Annotated in this window: 12 protein-coding genes; 8 read left to right on the forward strand and 4 right to left on the reverse strand. The window is 71.1% G+C overall.

The genetic code is table 11. The features are described 5' to 3' along the window. The 4 genes from D7W81_RS09110 to D7W81_RS09125 form a co-directional block, all read left to right on the forward strand. The coding region (locus tag D7W81_RS09110; RefSeq protein ID WP_120554945.1) for a hypothetical protein at window positions 1-479 on the forward strand (479 nt) is incomplete at its 5' end. 74 nt (window positions 480-553) lie between these two features. Continuing rightward, entirely contained in the window at window positions 554-2,239 is a 1,686-nt protein-coding gene (locus D7W81_RS09115) for a hypothetical protein (RefSeq protein ID WP_147445398.1), read from the forward strand. Window positions 2,240-2,300: 61 nt separating this feature from the next. Next, complete coding sequence (locus tag D7W81_RS09120) at window positions 2,301-2,912, forward strand: hypothetical protein (RefSeq protein ID WP_120554947.1); 612 nt, start codon at window positions 2,301-2,303, stop codon at window positions 2,910-2,912. Beyond that, window positions 2,909-3,925, forward strand: coding sequence for a hypothetical protein (locus tag D7W81_RS09125; RefSeq protein WP_120554948.1), 1,017 nt, complete (start codon window positions 2,909-2,911; stop codon window positions 3,923-3,925). The genes D7W81_RS09120 and D7W81_RS09125 overlap by 4 nt, the downstream gene beginning before the upstream one ends. Here D7W81_RS09125 and D7W81_RS44055 read toward each other — a convergent pair. After that, window positions 3,922-6,495 (reverse strand): GAF domain-containing protein, encoded by a 2,574-nt coding sequence (locus D7W81_RS44055; protein WP_120554949.1) that lies wholly within the window; start codon window positions 6,493-6,495, stop codon window positions 3,922-3,924. The two genes, D7W81_RS09125 and D7W81_RS44055, sit on opposite strands and share 4 nt — an antisense overlap. A 182-nt stretch (window positions 6,496-6,677) precedes the next feature. Between D7W81_RS44055 and D7W81_RS09135 the strand changes: the two genes are divergently transcribed. Next, entirely contained in the window at window positions 6,678-8,678 is a 2,001-nt protein-coding gene (locus D7W81_RS09135) for a potassium transporter Kup (RefSeq protein WP_438503353.1), read from the forward strand. A 396-nt stretch (window positions 8,679-9,074) separates the two neighbouring features. After that, window positions 9,075-10,091, forward strand: coding sequence for a hotdog family protein (locus D7W81_RS09140; protein ID WP_120554951.1), 1,017 nt, complete (start codon window positions 9,075-9,077; stop codon window positions 10,089-10,091). Between the two features lie 51 nt (window positions 10,092-10,142). Here the strand turns inward: D7W81_RS09140 and D7W81_RS09145 are convergent, their stop codons facing one another. Further along, entirely contained in the window at window positions 10,143-10,724 is a 582-nt protein-coding gene (locus D7W81_RS09145) for a DUF2378 family protein (protein ID WP_120554952.1), read from the reverse strand. Between the two features lie 93 nt (window positions 10,725-10,817). After that, window positions 10,818-11,555 carry a metallophosphoesterase gene (locus D7W81_RS09150; protein ID WP_120554953.1) on the reverse strand — a complete coding sequence of 246 codons (738 nt, stop codon included), beginning with the start codon at window positions 11,553-11,555 and terminating at the stop codon, window positions 10,818-10,820. Between the two features lie 436 nt (window positions 11,556-11,991). Here D7W81_RS09150 and D7W81_RS09155 point away from each other — a divergent pair, with 436 nt between their 5' ends. Both D7W81_RS09155 and D7W81_RS09160 read left to right on the forward strand, forming a co-directional pair. Continuing rightward, window positions 11,992-13,608: a golvesin C-terminal-like domain-containing protein gene (locus D7W81_RS09155; protein ID WP_120554954.1), complete on the forward strand. Its 1,617-nt coding sequence runs from the start codon at window positions 11,992-11,994 to the stop codon at window positions 13,606-13,608. Between the two features lie 76 nt (window positions 13,609-13,684). After that, the gene (locus D7W81_RS09160) at window positions 13,685-14,740 is read left to right on the forward strand and encodes a TolB family protein (RefSeq protein WP_208721229.1); all 1,056 of its coding nucleotides are present in this window, start codon (window positions 13,685-13,687) and stop codon (window positions 14,738-14,740) included. Here the strand turns inward: D7W81_RS09160 and D7W81_RS09165 are convergent. After that, the gene (locus D7W81_RS09165; RefSeq protein ID WP_147445399.1) at window positions 14,737-16,722 is read right to left on the reverse strand and encodes a sensor histidine kinase; all 1,986 of its coding nucleotides are present in this window, start codon (window positions 16,720-16,722) and stop codon (window positions 14,737-14,739) included. The two genes, D7W81_RS09160 and D7W81_RS09165, sit on opposite strands and share 4 nt — an antisense overlap. Window positions 16,723-16,823: the final 101 nt, after the last annotated feature.

A 16,823-nucleotide genomic window follows, 5' to 3' on the forward strand; every position in this document is an offset into this window, starting at 1 on the left:
GCGCGTGGGCGTCCTCCGACCTGGACCAGCTTTCGTTCAGCGTCGCGCGCACGCAGTTCAACCTGCGGATGACGCCGGACAACGTCACGGGCCCCGAGTTCCAGGTGTCGCGTCTTCCCGGCGAGCTGCGCGGCCGCGTGGCGGACATGCCGGTGACGCTGAAGCTGGAGGACGAGAAGGTGAAGGGCAACATCGGGTCCTCGGTGGTGAACCTGGACGTGAAGAAGGAAGGCGACGCGGTGAAGGCGAAAGGCGGCTTCCAAGGCCGTCCTGTCACGCTGACGCTGTCGCCGCAGGAGCTGACGGTGTACGTGCGCGACTGCACGTACCGGCTGAAGGCGAAGGAAGCGGGCCGCACCTACGAAGGAAAGCGCAGCTGCGACCGCTCGTTCATGCCGCCCACGGTCATCACGCTGCCAGACGCCTTCCTCGCGGCCTCGCCCGCGGAGCAGGCGTCCCTGCTGCTCCTGGCGCTGTAGTTTCCCCATAGGCTCGGGGCGCCATGGCGCGTCCCGCTTCATTTGGAGTGAGGTCCTGGCACCGGATACCGCCGGTGCTGGGACTTCTTTGGATGCTCGCGCTGACCGCGTGCGCGAGCGATGGTCCCTTCGAGGGAGAGTCCCCGGAGGGGGCGTCGGGGAATGACACTCCGGCCGAGCGCGCGGGCCTCGGGTTCACGCGGGATGGGGCGCTGGAGCGCGTCTCGCCCGTGGGCGGTGAGCGCGCCCGGCAGGCGGAAGCGGCACGGGTGGTGCGGGAGCTCTGGGAGGTCGCCGGTGCGCGCGGAGCTCCGGGCGAGGTGTGGACCTTCGACTACCAGGTGCACGGCGGTGCGCTGACGTTGTTGTCGTTCCGGCGCACGTCGGTGGGCGTGGGCCAGGGCGCCGGTGGGACCGTGGAGTGGAGCGGGTTCTCCCGCGAGCTGACGCGGAGCCTGTCCACGCTGGCGGGCGTGAAACCCAGACGTCTGCGCTTCACGCTGAAGCGTGGGCCGGAGCGCTGGCGCTTCGACCTGGAGACGGTCCGTGGCCCGGTCGCGGTCCATGCGCGAACGGTGGCGGAAGCCCTGCCGGGTGCGTCCGAGCCCCGGGTGTCCGATGCGTTGACCGTGGCTCGGCAGCTGCTGCCCGCGTCCCGTGTCCCGTGGGAGGGCCGGGTGCACGAGCGGGCGAGGCTTCAGTTCGAAGGCCTGCGATTGCTTCAGGAGGTGGAGCTGGGAGTCTTCGAGGTCCAGGAGGGTTCGGGCCGGAGGAGCGCTCCCGGGAGCGCGGATCTCCGCATGCCGGTGGTGCAGGCTTTGTTGCCCTTCGCGAACGCGGTGGGAAGCCGCACGGTCGAGGTGGAGCTGGAAGGAAGGCACGTGCGCGGTGAAGCCGAACCGCGCTGGAGGGTGGTGGCGGCGACGACGCTCGAACCCACGGCGCCTTCCGAGGGGATGGAGGACATCGCCAGGGAGTACCGGGCGATGCAGGAGGACATCCTCCGGCACTGGCGTCAGGAGGTGGAGGACAGCGCGCGCCGCGCGGGAGTGTGGTCCTTCGAGCAGCTCGCGTACTGGTACGTGGGAGGCTTCATCGCGAAGGGGGCGCTCGGGGCGATGGAGGCCGTCGCGCCGACGGTGGCTGCGGTGCTCGGCAAGGGAGGGGCGAAGGCAGCGCAGTGGTTCCGCACGGTGCTCATCCGGACGCCCCCCGCCGAACGTGAGGCCCTCCAGCGCATCTGGATGAAGGCGGAGGCGGAGGGGCTGATGGCGCTCAAGGCCGGGGAGCGGGCCGAGCTCCAATCATTGCTGAAGGACATGGAGCACCGGCTCCGGGCGCCCATCACAGACAAATACTCGAAGGACAAGCTTCGGGAGTGGGCCCGGCAGGAGTACTTCGAAGTGCATCAGCCCCGGTTGGCTCAAGCCCTGGGGAAGGACCTCCTGGGGACGTATCAGGTGCACCATCTGGTGCCCATCGAGCATGCCCATCTGTTTCCCACCCGCAGCATCAACGCGGCGGAGAACCTGGTGGGCATGGCTCGGGAAGTCCATTCGAGCGTCAACTCGGTCTGGACCTTCGTGCGAACGAACGCGAAGCACGCCTCCGCGAAAGAGGTGGAGGAAATCGCTCGCATCACGCACAAGCACTTCGGACGGTGGTTTCACGTCCTGTACGATCCGTCGAAGTCAGGAGCTGCACTGGCCTCCGCGGAGAAGGCCGCGCTGAAGGAAGTCGTGGCCGTGCTGGGGTTGTAGGTCCTGACGGTTCAGGAGGCGCGTTCGCATGGTGGGACTGGATGCGGAAGGAACGGGATGGATGAGGCTGACGGAGGCCTGCCGTCGCCATGGCTTCCGGGTCAGCGTGGAGCCGCCATCGGCCGATGCCCCCCGTCCTGGCTCAACGCTGTTGGGGCATCCGCTTGATCCCATCCTCGCCGGTCTCTATTCGCAGGCGGGCCGAGCCACGCTGGGCGACATCGAGCTGTACCGCCCTGGCTTCGGCCCGGATGGCGTCCTGGACGTGAACGCATGGCTGCGGGGCAGGGGACAGGCTCCCTTTCCTTCATGCGTTCTCTTCGGGCAGGTTTCGAACCTCGCGTACTACTACGGCGTCGTGCCGGGGCTGGCGGATGCTCGCGGAGTCCAGCCCGTGGTCTACATCGACATGCAAGAGGAATTGTTGGTGGTGCCGGTGGCTTCCAGCGTGGACTGGCTGCTCAACCAGCTTGCCCGGTTCATGGAGCTGCTTCCGGAGGATCCTGACTTCGTCCCGGGCAGGTGCTCGACCGCGACGTTCCCCTTCGCGGCGGCAGGGCTCATCGCCCGGGACACGGCCCTGGTGGAGATGCTGCGCGCGGGTCGCTTCGACGGACTCGTGACCCGGGATGAGGAGAGTCAGCGGTGGATGCGACAGGTGCTCGGCCAGTGACTTCCCGCGCGCTCTGCCTCCTCATCGCCTTCACCGCGTTCATCACCGCGGTGGGCACGGGAGTGTGGCTCGCGTGGCCCGGGCCGGACCTCACCGCGCAGGCGGACCTGTCGGACGACCCGGTCCACTTGAGCTTCGAATCCGGTGACGACCCGGACAGCGCCGCGAGCGAACCTCCCGACGTCGTCGTGCTGAGCAACGGCATCCGGCTGACGAACGTCCCCTCCCACTGCCACGCCGACACCCGGGGCTCGCTCGTCTGCGCGGACCGCTGCGACGCGGACGCCGCGTGCCCCGCGGACACCGTCTGCGCGCACCACCCGGACTTCGGCTTCCGCGACTGCCAGCCCCTGCACCGCTTCTGCGACGACGCGTCGGACTGCACCCCTTCCGATACCTGCCAGCCCGTGGACACCTCCGCCTCGGGCCAGGTCCTCCGCCGCTGCGTGCCGCTCGGAACGCTGCGCGCCGGGGAGCGGTGCACGGGCTACTCCCGGGAGCCCGAAGGCCAATGCGCGCCGGGGCTCCTCTGCGTCCACGAGTTCTGCGGCCCGCCGTGCAACGTTCACGACGCGAACGCCTGTGCCCCAGGCACCGAGTGCGCTCCCAATCCCTACCGTGTCGTCGGCGCGTGCGTCCCCAGCTGCCGCGACCGCGCCTGTCCCCAGGGCGAACGCTGCGAGACGGACTACGCGGGCGAGGTCCCCATCTGCCGCCCCTTCGTGGGCCCCGCCTGTCTGGACGCCGCGCCCTGCGCCGCGAACCAGGACTGCCTGCGCGGCTTCGCCGAGCCCTCCCTCGAAACAGAGGCCTTCGAGTGCCGCACCCGCTGTGACGCCACGGCCCCTTGCGCGAAGGGCCTCACCTGCGACGAGACCAGCGGCTACTGCTACCAGCCCTGCTCCCTCGACACCGACTGCGCCGCCCCCCAGCGCTGCCACGCCATCCACCGGCGCGAAGCCCAGCGGGGCTGCGGCTTCATCGCGGAGGGGCTCCCCGCCTTCCACCGCTAACCGCGCGGCAGCTCCACGATGAACGTGGAGCCCTCGCCCAGCACGCTCTCCACCTCGATGTGGCCGCCCATCGCCTCGACAATCTGCCGGGCGATCCACAGCCCCAGCCCGAAGCCGCCGTAGTTGCGCTCGGACACCGCGCGCTCGAAGCGGTGGAACAGGCGCGGCAGGTGCTCCTTCGCGATGCCGATGCCGCCGTCGCGCACCCGCAGCCGCGCGCGGTCTCCTTCCATCTCCAGCGACACGTGCACCGGGTTGCCCCGCCCGTACTTCAGCGCGTTGGAGAACAGGTTCGTGAAGACCTGATCCAACCGCAGCCGGTCCCACTGGCCGCGCACCTCCGGCGCCAGTGACAGCTCCAGCGGCGTCCCCGAGCGCGCGTACTCCGGTTCGAAGCGCTCCGCCACCTCCCGCACCAGGCTCCCCAGCTCCACGGACTGGAGCACCAGCTCCAGCTTCCCCGCGCTTAAGCGCGACACGTCCAGCAGGTCGTTCACCAGCAGCGTCTGCCGCTTCACCTGCCGGTCCACCCGCTCCAGGCCGCGCTTGAGCCTCTCCAGGTCGAAGCCCGCCCCCGACCGGTTCAGCCCCGCCAGCAGGCTCTGCACCTGGAGCTGCAGCGCGCTGATGGGCGTCTTCAGTTCATGGCTCGCGATGGACAGGAACTCCTCGCGCAGGCGGATGGCCTGACGCGCGTCCCGGTAGAGGCTCGCGTTGTCGAGCGCCAGCGCCGCCCGCCGCGCCAGCTCCTGCGCCAGCGCCAGGTCCTGCGCGTCGTACGCCCGCTTCGACGTGACGAACGTCAGCGCCCCCAGCGTGTGCCCCCGCACGCGCAGCGGCACGCACAGGTACGCGCACGTCCCGCCCGCCCGCGCGCACGTCGGGTCACCCTCCGACAGCCCCGAGCGCGTCTCCGGCCTCCCGGACTGGATGACCCGCGCCACCACCGCGAGCCCCGGAGGTGGCACCTCTCCGTTCTCACTGCCGCCCGCCGTGGCCACGCAGCGCACGCCGCCGGATTCGTCCTCCAGGAACACGCCGCAGGCCTCCGCGTACTGCGGCACCGCCAGGTGCGCCACGCGCTCCAGCGTCTCCTCCTCCTCCAGGCTCCCCGCCAGCACCCCTCCGGCCTCCGCCAGGAAGCGCTGCGCCGCCTCGCCGCGCTGGCGCTCGGTGATGTCCACCATCACGATCAGGCACTGCGGCGGGCCGCTCGCCGGGTGCACGCGCCCCGTCCACATGGCCACCTGCACCGCGCCGCCGTCGCGCCGCCGTGCCGCCAGGGGCGCCCCGTCCAGCACCGTGCCCCGCGTGGCGCGCTCCAGGCCGTGGCGGAACGCCTCCCAGTGCTCCGGCGGCACCGCCGGCAGCACCTTCCCCAACACCTCCTCCGCAGTCCACCCCAGCATCCGCTCCGCGGCCGGATTCCACAGCCGCACCGTGCCGTCGGGGTCCAACAGCATGATGGCCGTGGGGCTCGCCTGGATGATGGCCTCCAGCGTCCCGTGCGCCTCGCGCAGCGCCGCCCGTGCCCGCTGCTCGCGCTCCAGGAGCCGCGCCCGCGCCAGCGCCTGCGCCGCGTGGTGCGCCACCAGCTGGAGGAAGGCCCGCTCGTCGTCGTCGAACCCGTGCGGCAGGCCGAAGGTGAACACCAGCGCCCCCAGCGCCCGCCCGTCCGCCACCAATGGCAGACACGCGGACGAGGGCGCTGGCCGCTCCGTCCCCGCCAGCGCGTCCTCCGCCATCAGCCACACCGGCCGCGACTCGCGCAGCACCCGCGCCACCGGCGAGTCCCCCTCCAGGGACATCCGCTTCAGCCGCTCCGCCGCGTCCGGCGTGCAGCCCGCGCAGCGCAAGAGCGTGGCGCTCGTCGCGTCCGGCTCCACGGCCCACAGCGCCCCGGCCCTGGCGTCCGCCACCGCCAGCCCCTGCTCCAGCACCACCTCCGCCACGCGCGCCGCGGTGAGCGCCTCCGACAGCTCCGCGGTGACGTGCTGCAGCCGCGCGAGCCTCCCCGCCGCCACCTCCGCCGCCTGCCGGGCCTGCCGCTCCGACGCGTACGCCCGCGCCACGTCCAGTGCCAGCGCCGCCCGGTCCGCCAATTCCTGGAGCAGCAGCTGCTCCCCGGATTCGAACGACGCGGGCTCCGGCGCCTCCCGCCACACCGTCAGCGTCCCCAGTGCCCGTCCGCGCGCCCGCAGCGGCAGCACCAGCACCGCCTCCACGCCCTGCGCCTCGCCTGAGTCCAGCACCTCCGCCGCCACGCCCTCGTCCGCGCGCACGCGCTGGCAGAACAGCGCCTGCAGCCGCACGCGCGCCTCCGGCACCGCCGCCGCGGACGCCACCGTGCGCAGCCACAGCCCGTCCTCCGACAGCAGCCGCAGCGCGCACGCGGAGCCGAGCAGCGGCACCACCAGCCCGCACAGCCGCTCCATCACCGCGGGAGGCTCCAGCGACGCGTCCGCCAGCACCCGCGAGGCCTCCGCCAGCAGCGCCAGCCGCTCTTCAATCTCCGGAAGCCGCGCCCCGTACTGCCGCGCTTCCTCCAGCCTGGTTGCGACCATCGTCATGCGACTCCCCCCGTTGCATCCACCATGGGAACACGCACGCGCCCGGCGCGCTCTGCGTCCCAGGTCCCGCCAACCCGGATTTCTGTGGATGCTCGACAACCACCCCCCTGAAGCGTTGGTGGCGGGCACGCGCCTCGTTCCGCGGCCCGGCACCCTCGGGGGCAGGGTGCCCTGGCGCGCACATGGGAACACCCCAAGCGGTTGGAAACCAAAGGAGTGGCACGGCTTCGGTTGCGGCGGGCCCGGGTTCGGCTAAAGCGGGGGCCGTGAACGCACCCTCGGAATCCTCACCGGCCTCCCCCTCGGAAGGGCCGGACTCTCCCAAACGCACCGCGATGCTGGCCCTGAGCGCGCTGGGCATCGTCTACGGAGACATCGGCACCAGTCCGCTCTACGCGCTGCGCGAATGCTTCACCGGCGTGCACGGCGTCACCCCGACGCCGGCCAACGTCCTGGGCGTGCTGTCGCTCATCGTGTGGTCGCTCATCATCGTGGTGTCGGTGAAGTACCTCATCTTCGTGATGCGCGCGGACAACCGGGGCGAGGGCGGCATCCTCGCGCTGATGGCGCTGGCGATGCAGCGGCCCCGGGGCCAGTCGCACCGCGCCCGGCCGGTGCTCATCACCCTGGGCCTCTTCGGCGCGGCGCTCATCTACGGCGACGGCGTCATCACCCCGGCCATCTCCGTGCTCAGCGCGGTGGAGGGCCTGAGCGTGGCCACCCCCGTCTTCGAGCCGTACGTGATTCCCATCTCGCTGGTCATCCTGCTGCTGCTGTTCATGGTGCAGCGCAAGGGCACGGCGGGCATCGGCGCGGTGTTCGGCCCGCTCATGACCCTGTGGTTCCTGACGCTGGCGGTGCTGGGCGTGAAGGAGCTCGTGCACAACCCCTCCGTGCTCTGGTCGCTGTCACCCCTGCACGGCGCGCACTTCTTCATCGAGAACGGGTGGCACGGCTTCCTGGTGCTGGGCGCCGTCATCCTGGTGGTGACGGGCGGCGAGGCGCTCTACGCGGACATGGGCCACTTCGGCGCGGGGCCCATCCGGCGCGCCTGGTTCATGCTGGTGCTGCCGTCGCTGGTGCTCAACTACCTGGGCCAGGGCGCGCTGCTCTTGCGCCACGCGGAGGCCGCCAGGAACCCCTTCTTCCTCCTGGCCCCGAGCTGGGCCCTGTACCCGCTGGTCGCACTGTCCACGGCCGCCGCGGTCATCGCGTCCCAGGCCCTCATCTCCGGCTCCTTCTCCACCACCCGGCAGGCGATGCAGCTGGGCTACAGCCCGCGCATGGAGGTGGTGCACACGTCCGCGGAGGAGATGGGGCAGATCTACCTGCCCGGCCTCAACGGAGCGCTGCTGGTGGGCGTCATCGCGCTGGTGCTGGGCTTCGGCTCCTCCAGCCGGCTGGCGGCCGCGTACGGCATCGCGGTGACGACGACCATGGGCATCACCACCATGCTGGCCTACGTCGTGGCCCGCGAGCGCTGGGGCGTCCGCCGCGCCGTGGCCCTGCCCATCGCCAGCGTGTTCATGCTGGTGGACCTGGCCTTCTTCGGCGCCAACTCGGCCAAGATTCCCGACGGCGGCTGGTTCCCGCTGCTGCTCGCCGTCTGCATCTTCACGCTGATGACCACCTGGAAGCGCGGCCGGGAAATCCTCGCCGGCAAGCTGCGCGCGGCCAGCTTGAGCCTCAAGGACCTGCTGGGCAGCTTCGGGGACCACCCGCCGGTGCGCGTGCCCGGCACCGCCATCTTCATGACGGGCAACCCGGAAGGCACCCCGCCCGCGCTCCTGCACAACCTCAAGCACAACAAGGTGCTGCACGAGCAGGTGGTGCTGCTCACCATCATCCCGGAGGAGATTCCCCACGTCGTGGCCGGTGAACGCGTGGAGGTGGAGCCCATGGAACAGGGCTTCGTGCGCGTCGTCGCCCGCTACGGCTTCATGGAGAACCCCAGCATCCCGGACATCCTCAAGCGCTGCCGGGAGAAGGGCCTCCAGTTCCAGCTCATGGGCACCAGCTTCTTCCTGGGCCGCGAAACGCTCATCCCCACCAAGAAGCCCGGCATGGCCGCCTGGCGCGAGGCCCTCTTCACCTGGATGAGCCGCAACGCCCGCAGCGCCACCGCCTACTTCCGCATTCCCCCCAACCGCGTGGTGGAGCTGGGAAGTCAGGTGGAGCTGTAATCCGGCCCCTGCCGCATCCGGACTTCACTCCAGGAGTAGAAAGGCTACTCCCCCTGTAATGCACGTGTTTTACCGGGCTTGAGGTTTATTCCGCCTCGTAACCCATTGAAAACACATGCGTACCGTTCTCGGGGGAGGGGTGAATATGACCCAGCGGTGCCCAGCAGTGGTCGCAATGCAGCCCTTTACGCAGGGGCTTGCCTGCTTCAAATTGCACCGCCCCCGCCCGTTTTTTCCGGTTCAGACATAAAAATACGGCAGGGACGCAACACTTCCGTCGATGAATCGAGAATCTTTTCGCGGGGCAGAGAAAAGTACTGTCCCAGCGCAATAGAACTTGGTTACCCTGCGGCCAGGTGTCCCCCGGCACCCGGCGTCCGAAACGAGGTCACTACCGTGCTCCAGGCCATCTCCTCCGCTCCCGTGTCGTCGTCCCCGGTCTCCCCGGTGAAGTCCGTCATGCCGTGGATGGCCGAGCCCCGGATGCCGCTGTCGGACGCGGCGCCGTACACGGTGCTGAGCGCGCAGGAGCTGTACCCGCGCATCTGCGTGCGCGATCCGTACTTCGCGCTGAAGGACGTGACGGTGCTGCCGGGTGAGGTGGTGGCGCGCGTGCCGGTGCAGATGGCGCCGGACGCGGAGGCGATGCCGCTGGGCCTGGGCGAGGCGGGCCGGCACCTGGCCATCCTGGGCTCGTGCGGCGCGGCGCTGGTGGCGCCCAAGGACGGGCAGCACTTCTACCTGGCGAGCGCCGCGCGCGGTCAGTGGCTGCAGCCGTCCGCGCAGGAGCGCGCCACGGACATGCTCTGGGCGCTGGCGCAGGCGGAGTACACGGGCAAGCGCACCTGCACGGCGCGCACGCTGCTCTCCTCGTCGGACGGCACGCCGCTGTTCCGGCTGGAGGTGGACTACAACGTGCTGTCCGCCGCCGCCTTCACGCGCCTGTTCGGCGAGGCGCGCCAGGAGATGCGCCGCGAGCCGCGCCCCGCGGAGACCGTGACGCGCACCCCGGAGGAGTGGGCGAAGCTGCGGCAGAACCCGTACAGCAAGCCGCTGGACCTCCAGGACTTCCAGACGGACGGCGACGTGCTGCGCTCGTCGCTCATCGTCACCCCGGAGCTGTGCAAGGGCCACTTCGCCATGCACCCGGTGATGCCGGTGGCCGTCGTCGCGGGCGGCATGACGCGCATGGCGACCACGCTGGGCCGCAACCTGGAGCGCAACGGCGAGGCGCGCTTCGTGGCCAAGGACGTGAAGCTGTCCGCGGACAGCCTGGCCTACGCGGGCCAGACGGTGGTGTTCGGCGCGCGCCGCACCCGCGTGCGCGGCGCGGACCACACCTTCGCCTGCACGGCCTCCGTGGGCGAGCGCGTGGTGGCGCAGCTGGACGTGACCTACACCCGCGTCGACTGAAGGGCCGTGGGTCCTTGAGGCTTGAGGTGACGCGCGGCCCCGCGTCCCGCTTCAGGTCCACTCGATGTCGTAGTCCACGCGGTCGATGCCCTGCGGCTTCGCGGTGGCCTTGCCCGTCAGCCCCAGCACCTTGAGCGAACCGGTGAGGATGCCCACGTGGTACGCGGGCGGCATCATGTCCCGGCGCATGCGCAGGGTGCCGGACTTGGGGCCCGTCGTGAGGTACTCGCGGTTGCCGTAGGACACCGCCGCGCTGTACGCCATCTGCGCGCCCGCGAAGAGCTTCTGTGGATCCCCCCGGGAGATGATGCCGAACACCAGCATCCCGGGTCCCGTGGAGTAGCGGGTGATGCTCACCTCGCCGCACGCGTGGAACACCGCGTCCTGGGGGCCGAGCGCGCCCTCCAGCAGGTCCGCCGCGTGGAACAGCAGCGTGAGGAACTCCCGCGCCGGGTACGAGCGCAGCTCCGCGTAGTCGTGGTTCAGCTCCCCCACGCGCAGCGTCTCCATGCCGTTCGCGCCCGCGTGCTGCTGCACCAGGCCGAAGACGGACTTGAAGATGAGCCCACGGATGGAGTCCCCCGACTGGAGGACCGCGATCCGGGCGGCGAGTTCGGCCTTGTCCGACGGCATGACTTCCACTCCTTGGTTCACAGGCGAACCCGGGGGCAGCTTAACGGCCTGCTTCCCCCTGTCGACAAAGCACCCTGACCTGACAGGTCCGGTTCAGCGCTCGTCCAGCAGCACCGGCGCGAAGCCGGCCGCGTCGCACGACGCGAGCACGTAGCGCACGCCCCCCCGCTCACCGGTGAAGCCCGCGGGGATGCCGCTCGAGTGCAGGTGGCCGTACACGCAGACCTTGGGCGCGAACGCTTCAATGGGGGCGCTGAAGGCAGTGGCGCGCTCGTTCGCGTACACGGGCGGGAAGTGCACCGCCACGATGCGGGTGAGCGGCGTGGGGTGGGCCGCCTCCTTCTTGCGCGCGTCCTCCAGTGACGTGGAGAGCCGGCGCGTCTCGCGCTCCACGTAGCCGGAATCCCCCTGCTCGTCGCCCATCTCCCCGCCGGGCATGGGCGGAGCCTCCGGCGCGGTCCACAGCCGCGTGCCGGCGATGACCCACGGCCCCAGCACCACCGCGTTGTTGTGGAGGAAGCCCTCCAGCGTGCGGAAGGGCTCCAGCAGCTTGCGCAGCTTGGACGCGGAGTCGCCCCACCAGTAGTCGTGGTTGCCGCGCACCAGCACCTTGCGCCCCGGCCGCGCGTCCAGCCACGCCAGGTCCTCCATCACCTCGTGGGGGCGGGTGGCCCAGGAGATGTCCCCCGCGACGATGACCGCGTCCTCCGGCCGCACCCGCTCATCCCACGCGCGCTGCAGGGGCAGCGGGTGGTCCGTCCAGCCGAAGCGGTGCATGTCCTTCTGCCGGGTGGACGGCAGGTGCGTGTCGCCAATACCGAAGAGCCGCATGATGCCCGCGTCATAGCGGATGCCCTGGCCGCGTGTCGGCCCTTCCCGCGCGCCCGCCGCCCGGACGGCCTTCCTTCACCCGTCCGCCAAGGGTTCAAATAGTGATTAATACAAGAAATGGCGTAACAAAACGTTACGCTAGGGATGTCCTGAAACACGGCAGTGAGACATCCATGCGCCATGCCGGACTCCGCGTGTAAACGGCAGGTCCAGCGATGTAGGCAATTCCGTGATTTCAGGTGTTTGAAGTCACAAGGAACGGCGCGCGCTTCGGAGGGAGTGGAGCATGCATGTACCGGTCGCGGAAGAAAACTGGACGAAGGTGATGGGCGGAGGGGGTCTGGCACGCATGGTGCTGTGAAGGCGGCTCCAGCCGTCTCCGTGGGAAAGCGGGGACGGGCCGTGGAGTTCCTCCCCCGACTTTTGGAGCCCCCTCATGTCAACCTTCCGCAATCCCTTCGCGGCGGCCGCCGCGGCCCTGGTGCTGTCCGCGTGTGGCCCCCAGGCCCAGCCGCAGAACCCGGAGGCCCCTCCGGCGGAGACGCCGTCGCAGCCGTCCCCGGAAACGGCTGGCAGCACGCTGCCGCGTGAGCTGGATCCGCTGTTCGCGCAGGCCGCGCAGGAGTTCAACGTCCCGGCGGAGCTGCTCAAGGCGGTCTCCTACGCGGAGACGCGCTGGCAGATGGTGCTGGGCGAGGCGGAGTTCCCGGGCCAGCAGCCCGCGTCCGGCCTGATGGCCCTGCGCGGTGAGGACCTGGAGAAGGGCGCGGCGCTGGCGGGCGTGACGGTGGATGCGGCGCGCACGGACGCGCTGTCCAACCTGCGCGCGGGCGCGGCGCGGCTGTCCCAGCTGGCCACGGACGCGAACGTGGAGCGCGGGGACCTGGCGGCGTGGGCGCCGGTGGTGGCCCAGCTGAGCGGCATCACCAACCCGGAGGCGCAGGCGGAGCACGTGCACCGCGGCGTGTACGCGGTGCTGAACCAGGGCGCGGTGGCGCTCAACCAGGACGGCTCGGTGGCCGCGTCGCTGGAGCCCGTGCAGGTGGAGGCGAAGTTCGCGCGTCCCCAGGTGCGCGCCATGGCGGCGGGCCCGGACTACGGCGTGGCCGTGTGGCGCCCGTCGCCCAACTACAACGCGCGCCCCGCCGGCAGCACGGGCGACCCGTCGATGATCATCATCCACACCTGCGAGGGCAGCTACTCGTCCTGCTGGAGCTGGCTCACCAACAGCGCCTCGGGCGTGAGCGCGCACTACGTGGTGAACGAGAGCGGCAGCGAGGTCTCCCAGCTGGTGCGTGAGGCCAGCCGCGGGTGGCACATTGGCGCGACGTACGACGCGTCACTCAACGGCGGCAGGGAGACCTGGCTCAACGGCGTGTCGGCCAACCACTTCACCATCGGCATCGAGCACGGGGGCTACGCCAGCCAGACGTCCTTCCCGGCCGGGCAGATTGACGCGTCCGCGAAGCTGTCGTGCGACATCGCGCGCGACAACGCCATCGTGAAGGACAGCTACCACATCGTGGCGCACGGCCGGTTGCAGCCGGCGACGCGCACGGACCCGGGTCCCAACTGGCCGTGGTCGTCGTACATCAGCAAGATCAACAGCTACTGCGGCGCCACGACGCCGACCGGTGAGATCATCATCGACAGCAACAGCGCGAACAACGACGCCGCCAAGGCGCGCTTCGAGCTGACGGGCGCGTGGACCGCGGGCTCCAGCGCCGGCTACTACGGCAGCGGCTACTACTTCGCGGCGACGGAGGCCGTCTCCGCGCCGGCCACGTTCTGGTTCTACCTGCCCACCGCGCAGACGCGCACGATTGACGGCTGGTGGGTGGCGGGCACGAACCGCTCCACTTCTGCGGCGTTCATCGCCTTCGACGCGGCCGGCAACAACCTGGGCACGGCGACCGCGAACCAGCAGGCCAACGGCGGCAAGTGGGTGCAGCTGGGCACGTACAACTTCAGCGCTGGCTGGAACAAGGTGCAGCTGAGCCGCTGGCAGGCCGCGGGCTCGGTGGTCATCGCCGACGCCCTCCGGGTGCGCTGACATGATGCACGGGGGCCTTGAACGGCGGACGCGTTCCGGGCCCTCGCGGGCACGGCGGTGGTGGGCCGTGCTCGCATTGCTGGGCGCCATGGGCTGTCAGGGCCGCTGCGGCGGCGCTGCGTCCACCCCGGCGCCTGGCGCCCTGTCGGAGGCGGAGCGGCGGGCCCTGCCGGGCACCATCGTCTTCCTCTCCGAAAGGGCGGGACAGAAGGACGTCTGGCGGGTGACGCCCGCCGGAGAAGAGACGCAGGTCACCTCCGCGCCGGAGGACGAGTACCCCGGTCCGCCGTCGCCGGATGGCCGCACGCTGCTGGTGATTGCGTCGGGCGAGGCGAACGGGCGCGTCTTCCAGCAGATGCGGCTCCAGCCGCTCGCCGGAGGCCCCCAGGTGGCGCTGCATCCGCCGCGGCCCCGCGCGCGCAACGTGAGCTGGGCGCCGGACGGCACGTGGCTGGCCGCGGAGTCCGACGCGCAGGGCTTCAGTGACGTGGTGCGCGTGCAGCCCACGGCGAACGCGGCGGACGCGGCGGACACACAGCTGACGCACGTGAAGCAGGGCTGCTTCGAGCCCGCCGTCTCTCCGGACGGCACGGAGGTGGCGTGCGTGTGCAGCGGCGAGGGGGACCCGGAGGTCTACGTCTTCCGCGCGGACGGCACGGGCGAGCCCCGCCGCATCACCACGTTCTACCTGGAGGACCGGACGCCGCAGTGGAGCCCGGACGGCAAGTGGCTGTTGTTCGTGAGCAACCGCGAGCGCAAGGAGCGCGTGTACCGGGTGCGAGCGGACGGCGCGGACCTGAGCGCCCTGTCCGGCGAAGGCTTCGCGGGCGACGAGCGCGAGGCGGTCTTCAGCCCGGACGGCAGGCGCGTGGCGTACGTGGCCCGGCTCGAGGACGGCAAGAGCCGCATCTGGGTGGCGGACGTGGCGGGCGGCGCGCCGGTGGCGCTGACGGACGGCCAGCACCGCGACGACATGCCGGCGTGGAGCCCGGACGGCAAGGCGCTGGTGTTCGTCTCCGAGCGCGACGGCGACACCGACCTGTACCTCATGCGCCCGGACGGCACGGGCCAGACACGGCTCACCACGGCGAAGGGCGCGGACTGGTTGCCGCGCTGGTTCGTGCCGCGCTAGCCCACACGCTGCCGCGGCGATTCGGACTCCGCCGGGGCTTCGGGGGCTTCCAGGGGCACGCTGAAGAAGAAGGTCACGCCCCGGTCCGGTTCGCTCTCCACCCAGATGTGGCCACAGTGGGCCTCCACGATGAGCCGGCTGATGTAGAGCCCCAGGCCCAGCCCCTTGCCGTCCTGCGAGCGGCCGTCCTCCGTGCGGTAGTACTTGTCGAACAGGCGCGCCGCGTCCCGGGAGGACAGCCCCGTGCCCTGGTTGGTCACCGACACCACGGCGTGGTCGTGCACGGCGGCCAGCCGCACGTCCACCGGCGTCCCCTTGGGGCTGTACTTGAGCGCGTTGGTCAGGAGATTGGTCACCACGCGCTCCAGCCGCGCGGCGTCCATGGGCACCGGCGGCAGCGGATCCGCCAGGTGCAGCCGGAAGCGCTCGCGCGCGTCGGGCGGCACGTCGCGCTCCAGCACCTCCGCCAGGAAGCGGCCCAGGTCGTGCGCCTCGCGGCGCAGCGTCACCCGGCCGGACTCCAGCCGCGAGCCCTCCAGCAGCTCTTCAATCATCGTGCTCATCCACTCCACGTTGTGGATGATGGCCTGGGCCATGTGCCCTTCACGCTCCAGCTTCCGCTCGTGCAGCGCTCGCTGCAGCAGGTGGGCGCGCAGGTTGATGGTGTTCAGCGGGTTGCGCAGGTCGTGGGAGATGAGCCCCACGTACTCCTCGCGCAGCTTCTCCAGGTCCCGGCGCTCGGTGACGTCGCGCAGGACGGCGATGCGCGTGGCGTCGTCCCCGCCCTCCAGCGGACTCAGCCGCACCTCCAGCGGCACGCTGGTGCCGTCCTGCCGCTGTCCGGAGACCAGCCGTCCCGCGGTGGCGCGCTCCAGGCCTTCCGCGGCGGTGAACGGGCCGTGGAGCCCGCCGTGGAGCCCCTCCGGCACGAGCAGCTCCACCTCGCGGCCCAGCAGGGCTTCACGGCGATAGCCGAAGACGCGCTCGGCCTCCGCGTTGGCGAACCGCACGCGGCCGGCGCCGTCCACCACCACCATGGGGTCCGGCGCGGTGTCCAGGAAGGTGCGGAAGCGCTCCTCGGAGGCCTCCAGGGCGGCGGTGGCCCGCATGCGCTCCGTGTCCAGCATGTCCAGCGCCCGCGCCGCCAGCAGCACCAGCGTGACGCCGCCCGCAGCCACCACCGTGGCGAAGAGGGGCAGCTTCGCGTCATGGCTGAGCCCGCCCGTCAGGTGCATCAGCACCAGCGTCAGCCCCAGCACCGGCGGCCCCAGGAGCGTCACCGGCACCAGCCGCCGCGCCACGAAGCCGCCCAGCGTGTTCCGGGTGAGCCGCGCCATCAGCCCCAGCTCTGGCCGGGCGCACAGCGTGCCCACGCCCAGCAGCATCAGCACGCAGGTGGTGTGCAGCCCCATGCTGCGCTCCTGGAAGAACGGAGCGGCGGCGGGCGTCACCAGCGGGCCCAGCAGGAAGCCGTTGAGGCCCGTCAGCGCCGCCATCAGCGCGAGCGCCACCAGCCCGTCCGACCACGACAGCCGCTGCGGATGCCCCCGGTCCACCAGCGCCAGCGCCGGGCCCAGGAGCATCAGGCACAGCGCCGTCAGGGGCGACGGGACGACGCCAGGGGGCGCGAAGCCATCCTCACCCAGGGCCTTCAGGAACAGCGCGTCCAGGCCTCCGGTCCCTCCGGTGATGACGCCGTCCACGAGGCTCGCCGCGCCCAGCAGGGCGGTGGCCAGCGCGAGCGCGGTGCCCAGCCGGTGACGGACGGGGCCAGGCGACGTCCGCAGGCGCAGGCCCAGCGCGGCCCCGCCCAGCAGCAGACCCAGCGCGGCGCTGGGACGCATGGCGGGGAGCGCGGCGCCCATGGACTTGAGGACCATGACATCCAAAGCCCAGCCCACCAGCACCAGCAGCCCCACCATGCAGGAGGCCACCGCGGAGCTGCGCGCAAGGGCACGGACCAACGCCGTGCTTCGTGGCATGGATCGGCCGCTCATCATCCGCGTCCCCCCGGAACGCCAGCCCTGCATCCTGCCACAACATCACGCCTCGGGGGGCCCCCCGGCTATAGGACGCCGGGGTT

Source organism: Corallococcus aberystwythensis (assembly GCF_003612165.1).
Classification (GTDB): Bacteria; Myxococcota; Myxococcia; order Myxococcales; family Myxococcaceae; genus Corallococcus; species Corallococcus aberystwythensis.

What these genes read in the sequence shown, in the direction of transcription:
- D7W81_RS09120 (WP_120554947.1), top strand. Translation starts at nt 2,301, where the DNA reads ATGAGGCTGACGGAGGCCTGCCGTCGCCATGGCTTCCGGGTCAGCGTG.
- D7W81_RS44055 (WP_120554949.1), bottom strand. Translation starts at nt 6,495, where the DNA reads ATGACGATGGTCGCAACCAGGCTGGAGGAAGCGCGGCAGTACGGGGCG.
- D7W81_RS09135 (WP_438503353.1), top strand. Translation starts at nt 6,678, where the DNA reads ATGGGAACACCCCAAGCGGTTGGAAACCAAAGGAGTGGCACGGCTTCG.
- D7W81_RS09145 (WP_120554952.1), bottom strand. Translation starts at nt 10,724, where the DNA reads ATGCCGTCGGACAAGGCCGAACTCGCCGCCCGGATCGCGGTCCTCCAG.
- D7W81_RS09150 (WP_120554953.1), bottom strand. Translation starts at nt 11,555, where the DNA reads ATGCGGCTCTTCGGTATTGGCGACACGCACCTGCCGTCCACCCGGCAG.
- D7W81_RS09155 (WP_120554954.1), top strand. Translation starts at nt 11,992, where the DNA reads ATGTCAACCTTCCGCAATCCCTTCGCGGCGGCCGCCGCGGCCCTGGTG.
- D7W81_RS09165 (WP_147445399.1), bottom strand. Translation starts at nt 16,722, where the DNA reads ATGCCACGAAGCACGGCGTTGGTCCGTGCCCTTGCGCGCAGCTCCGCG.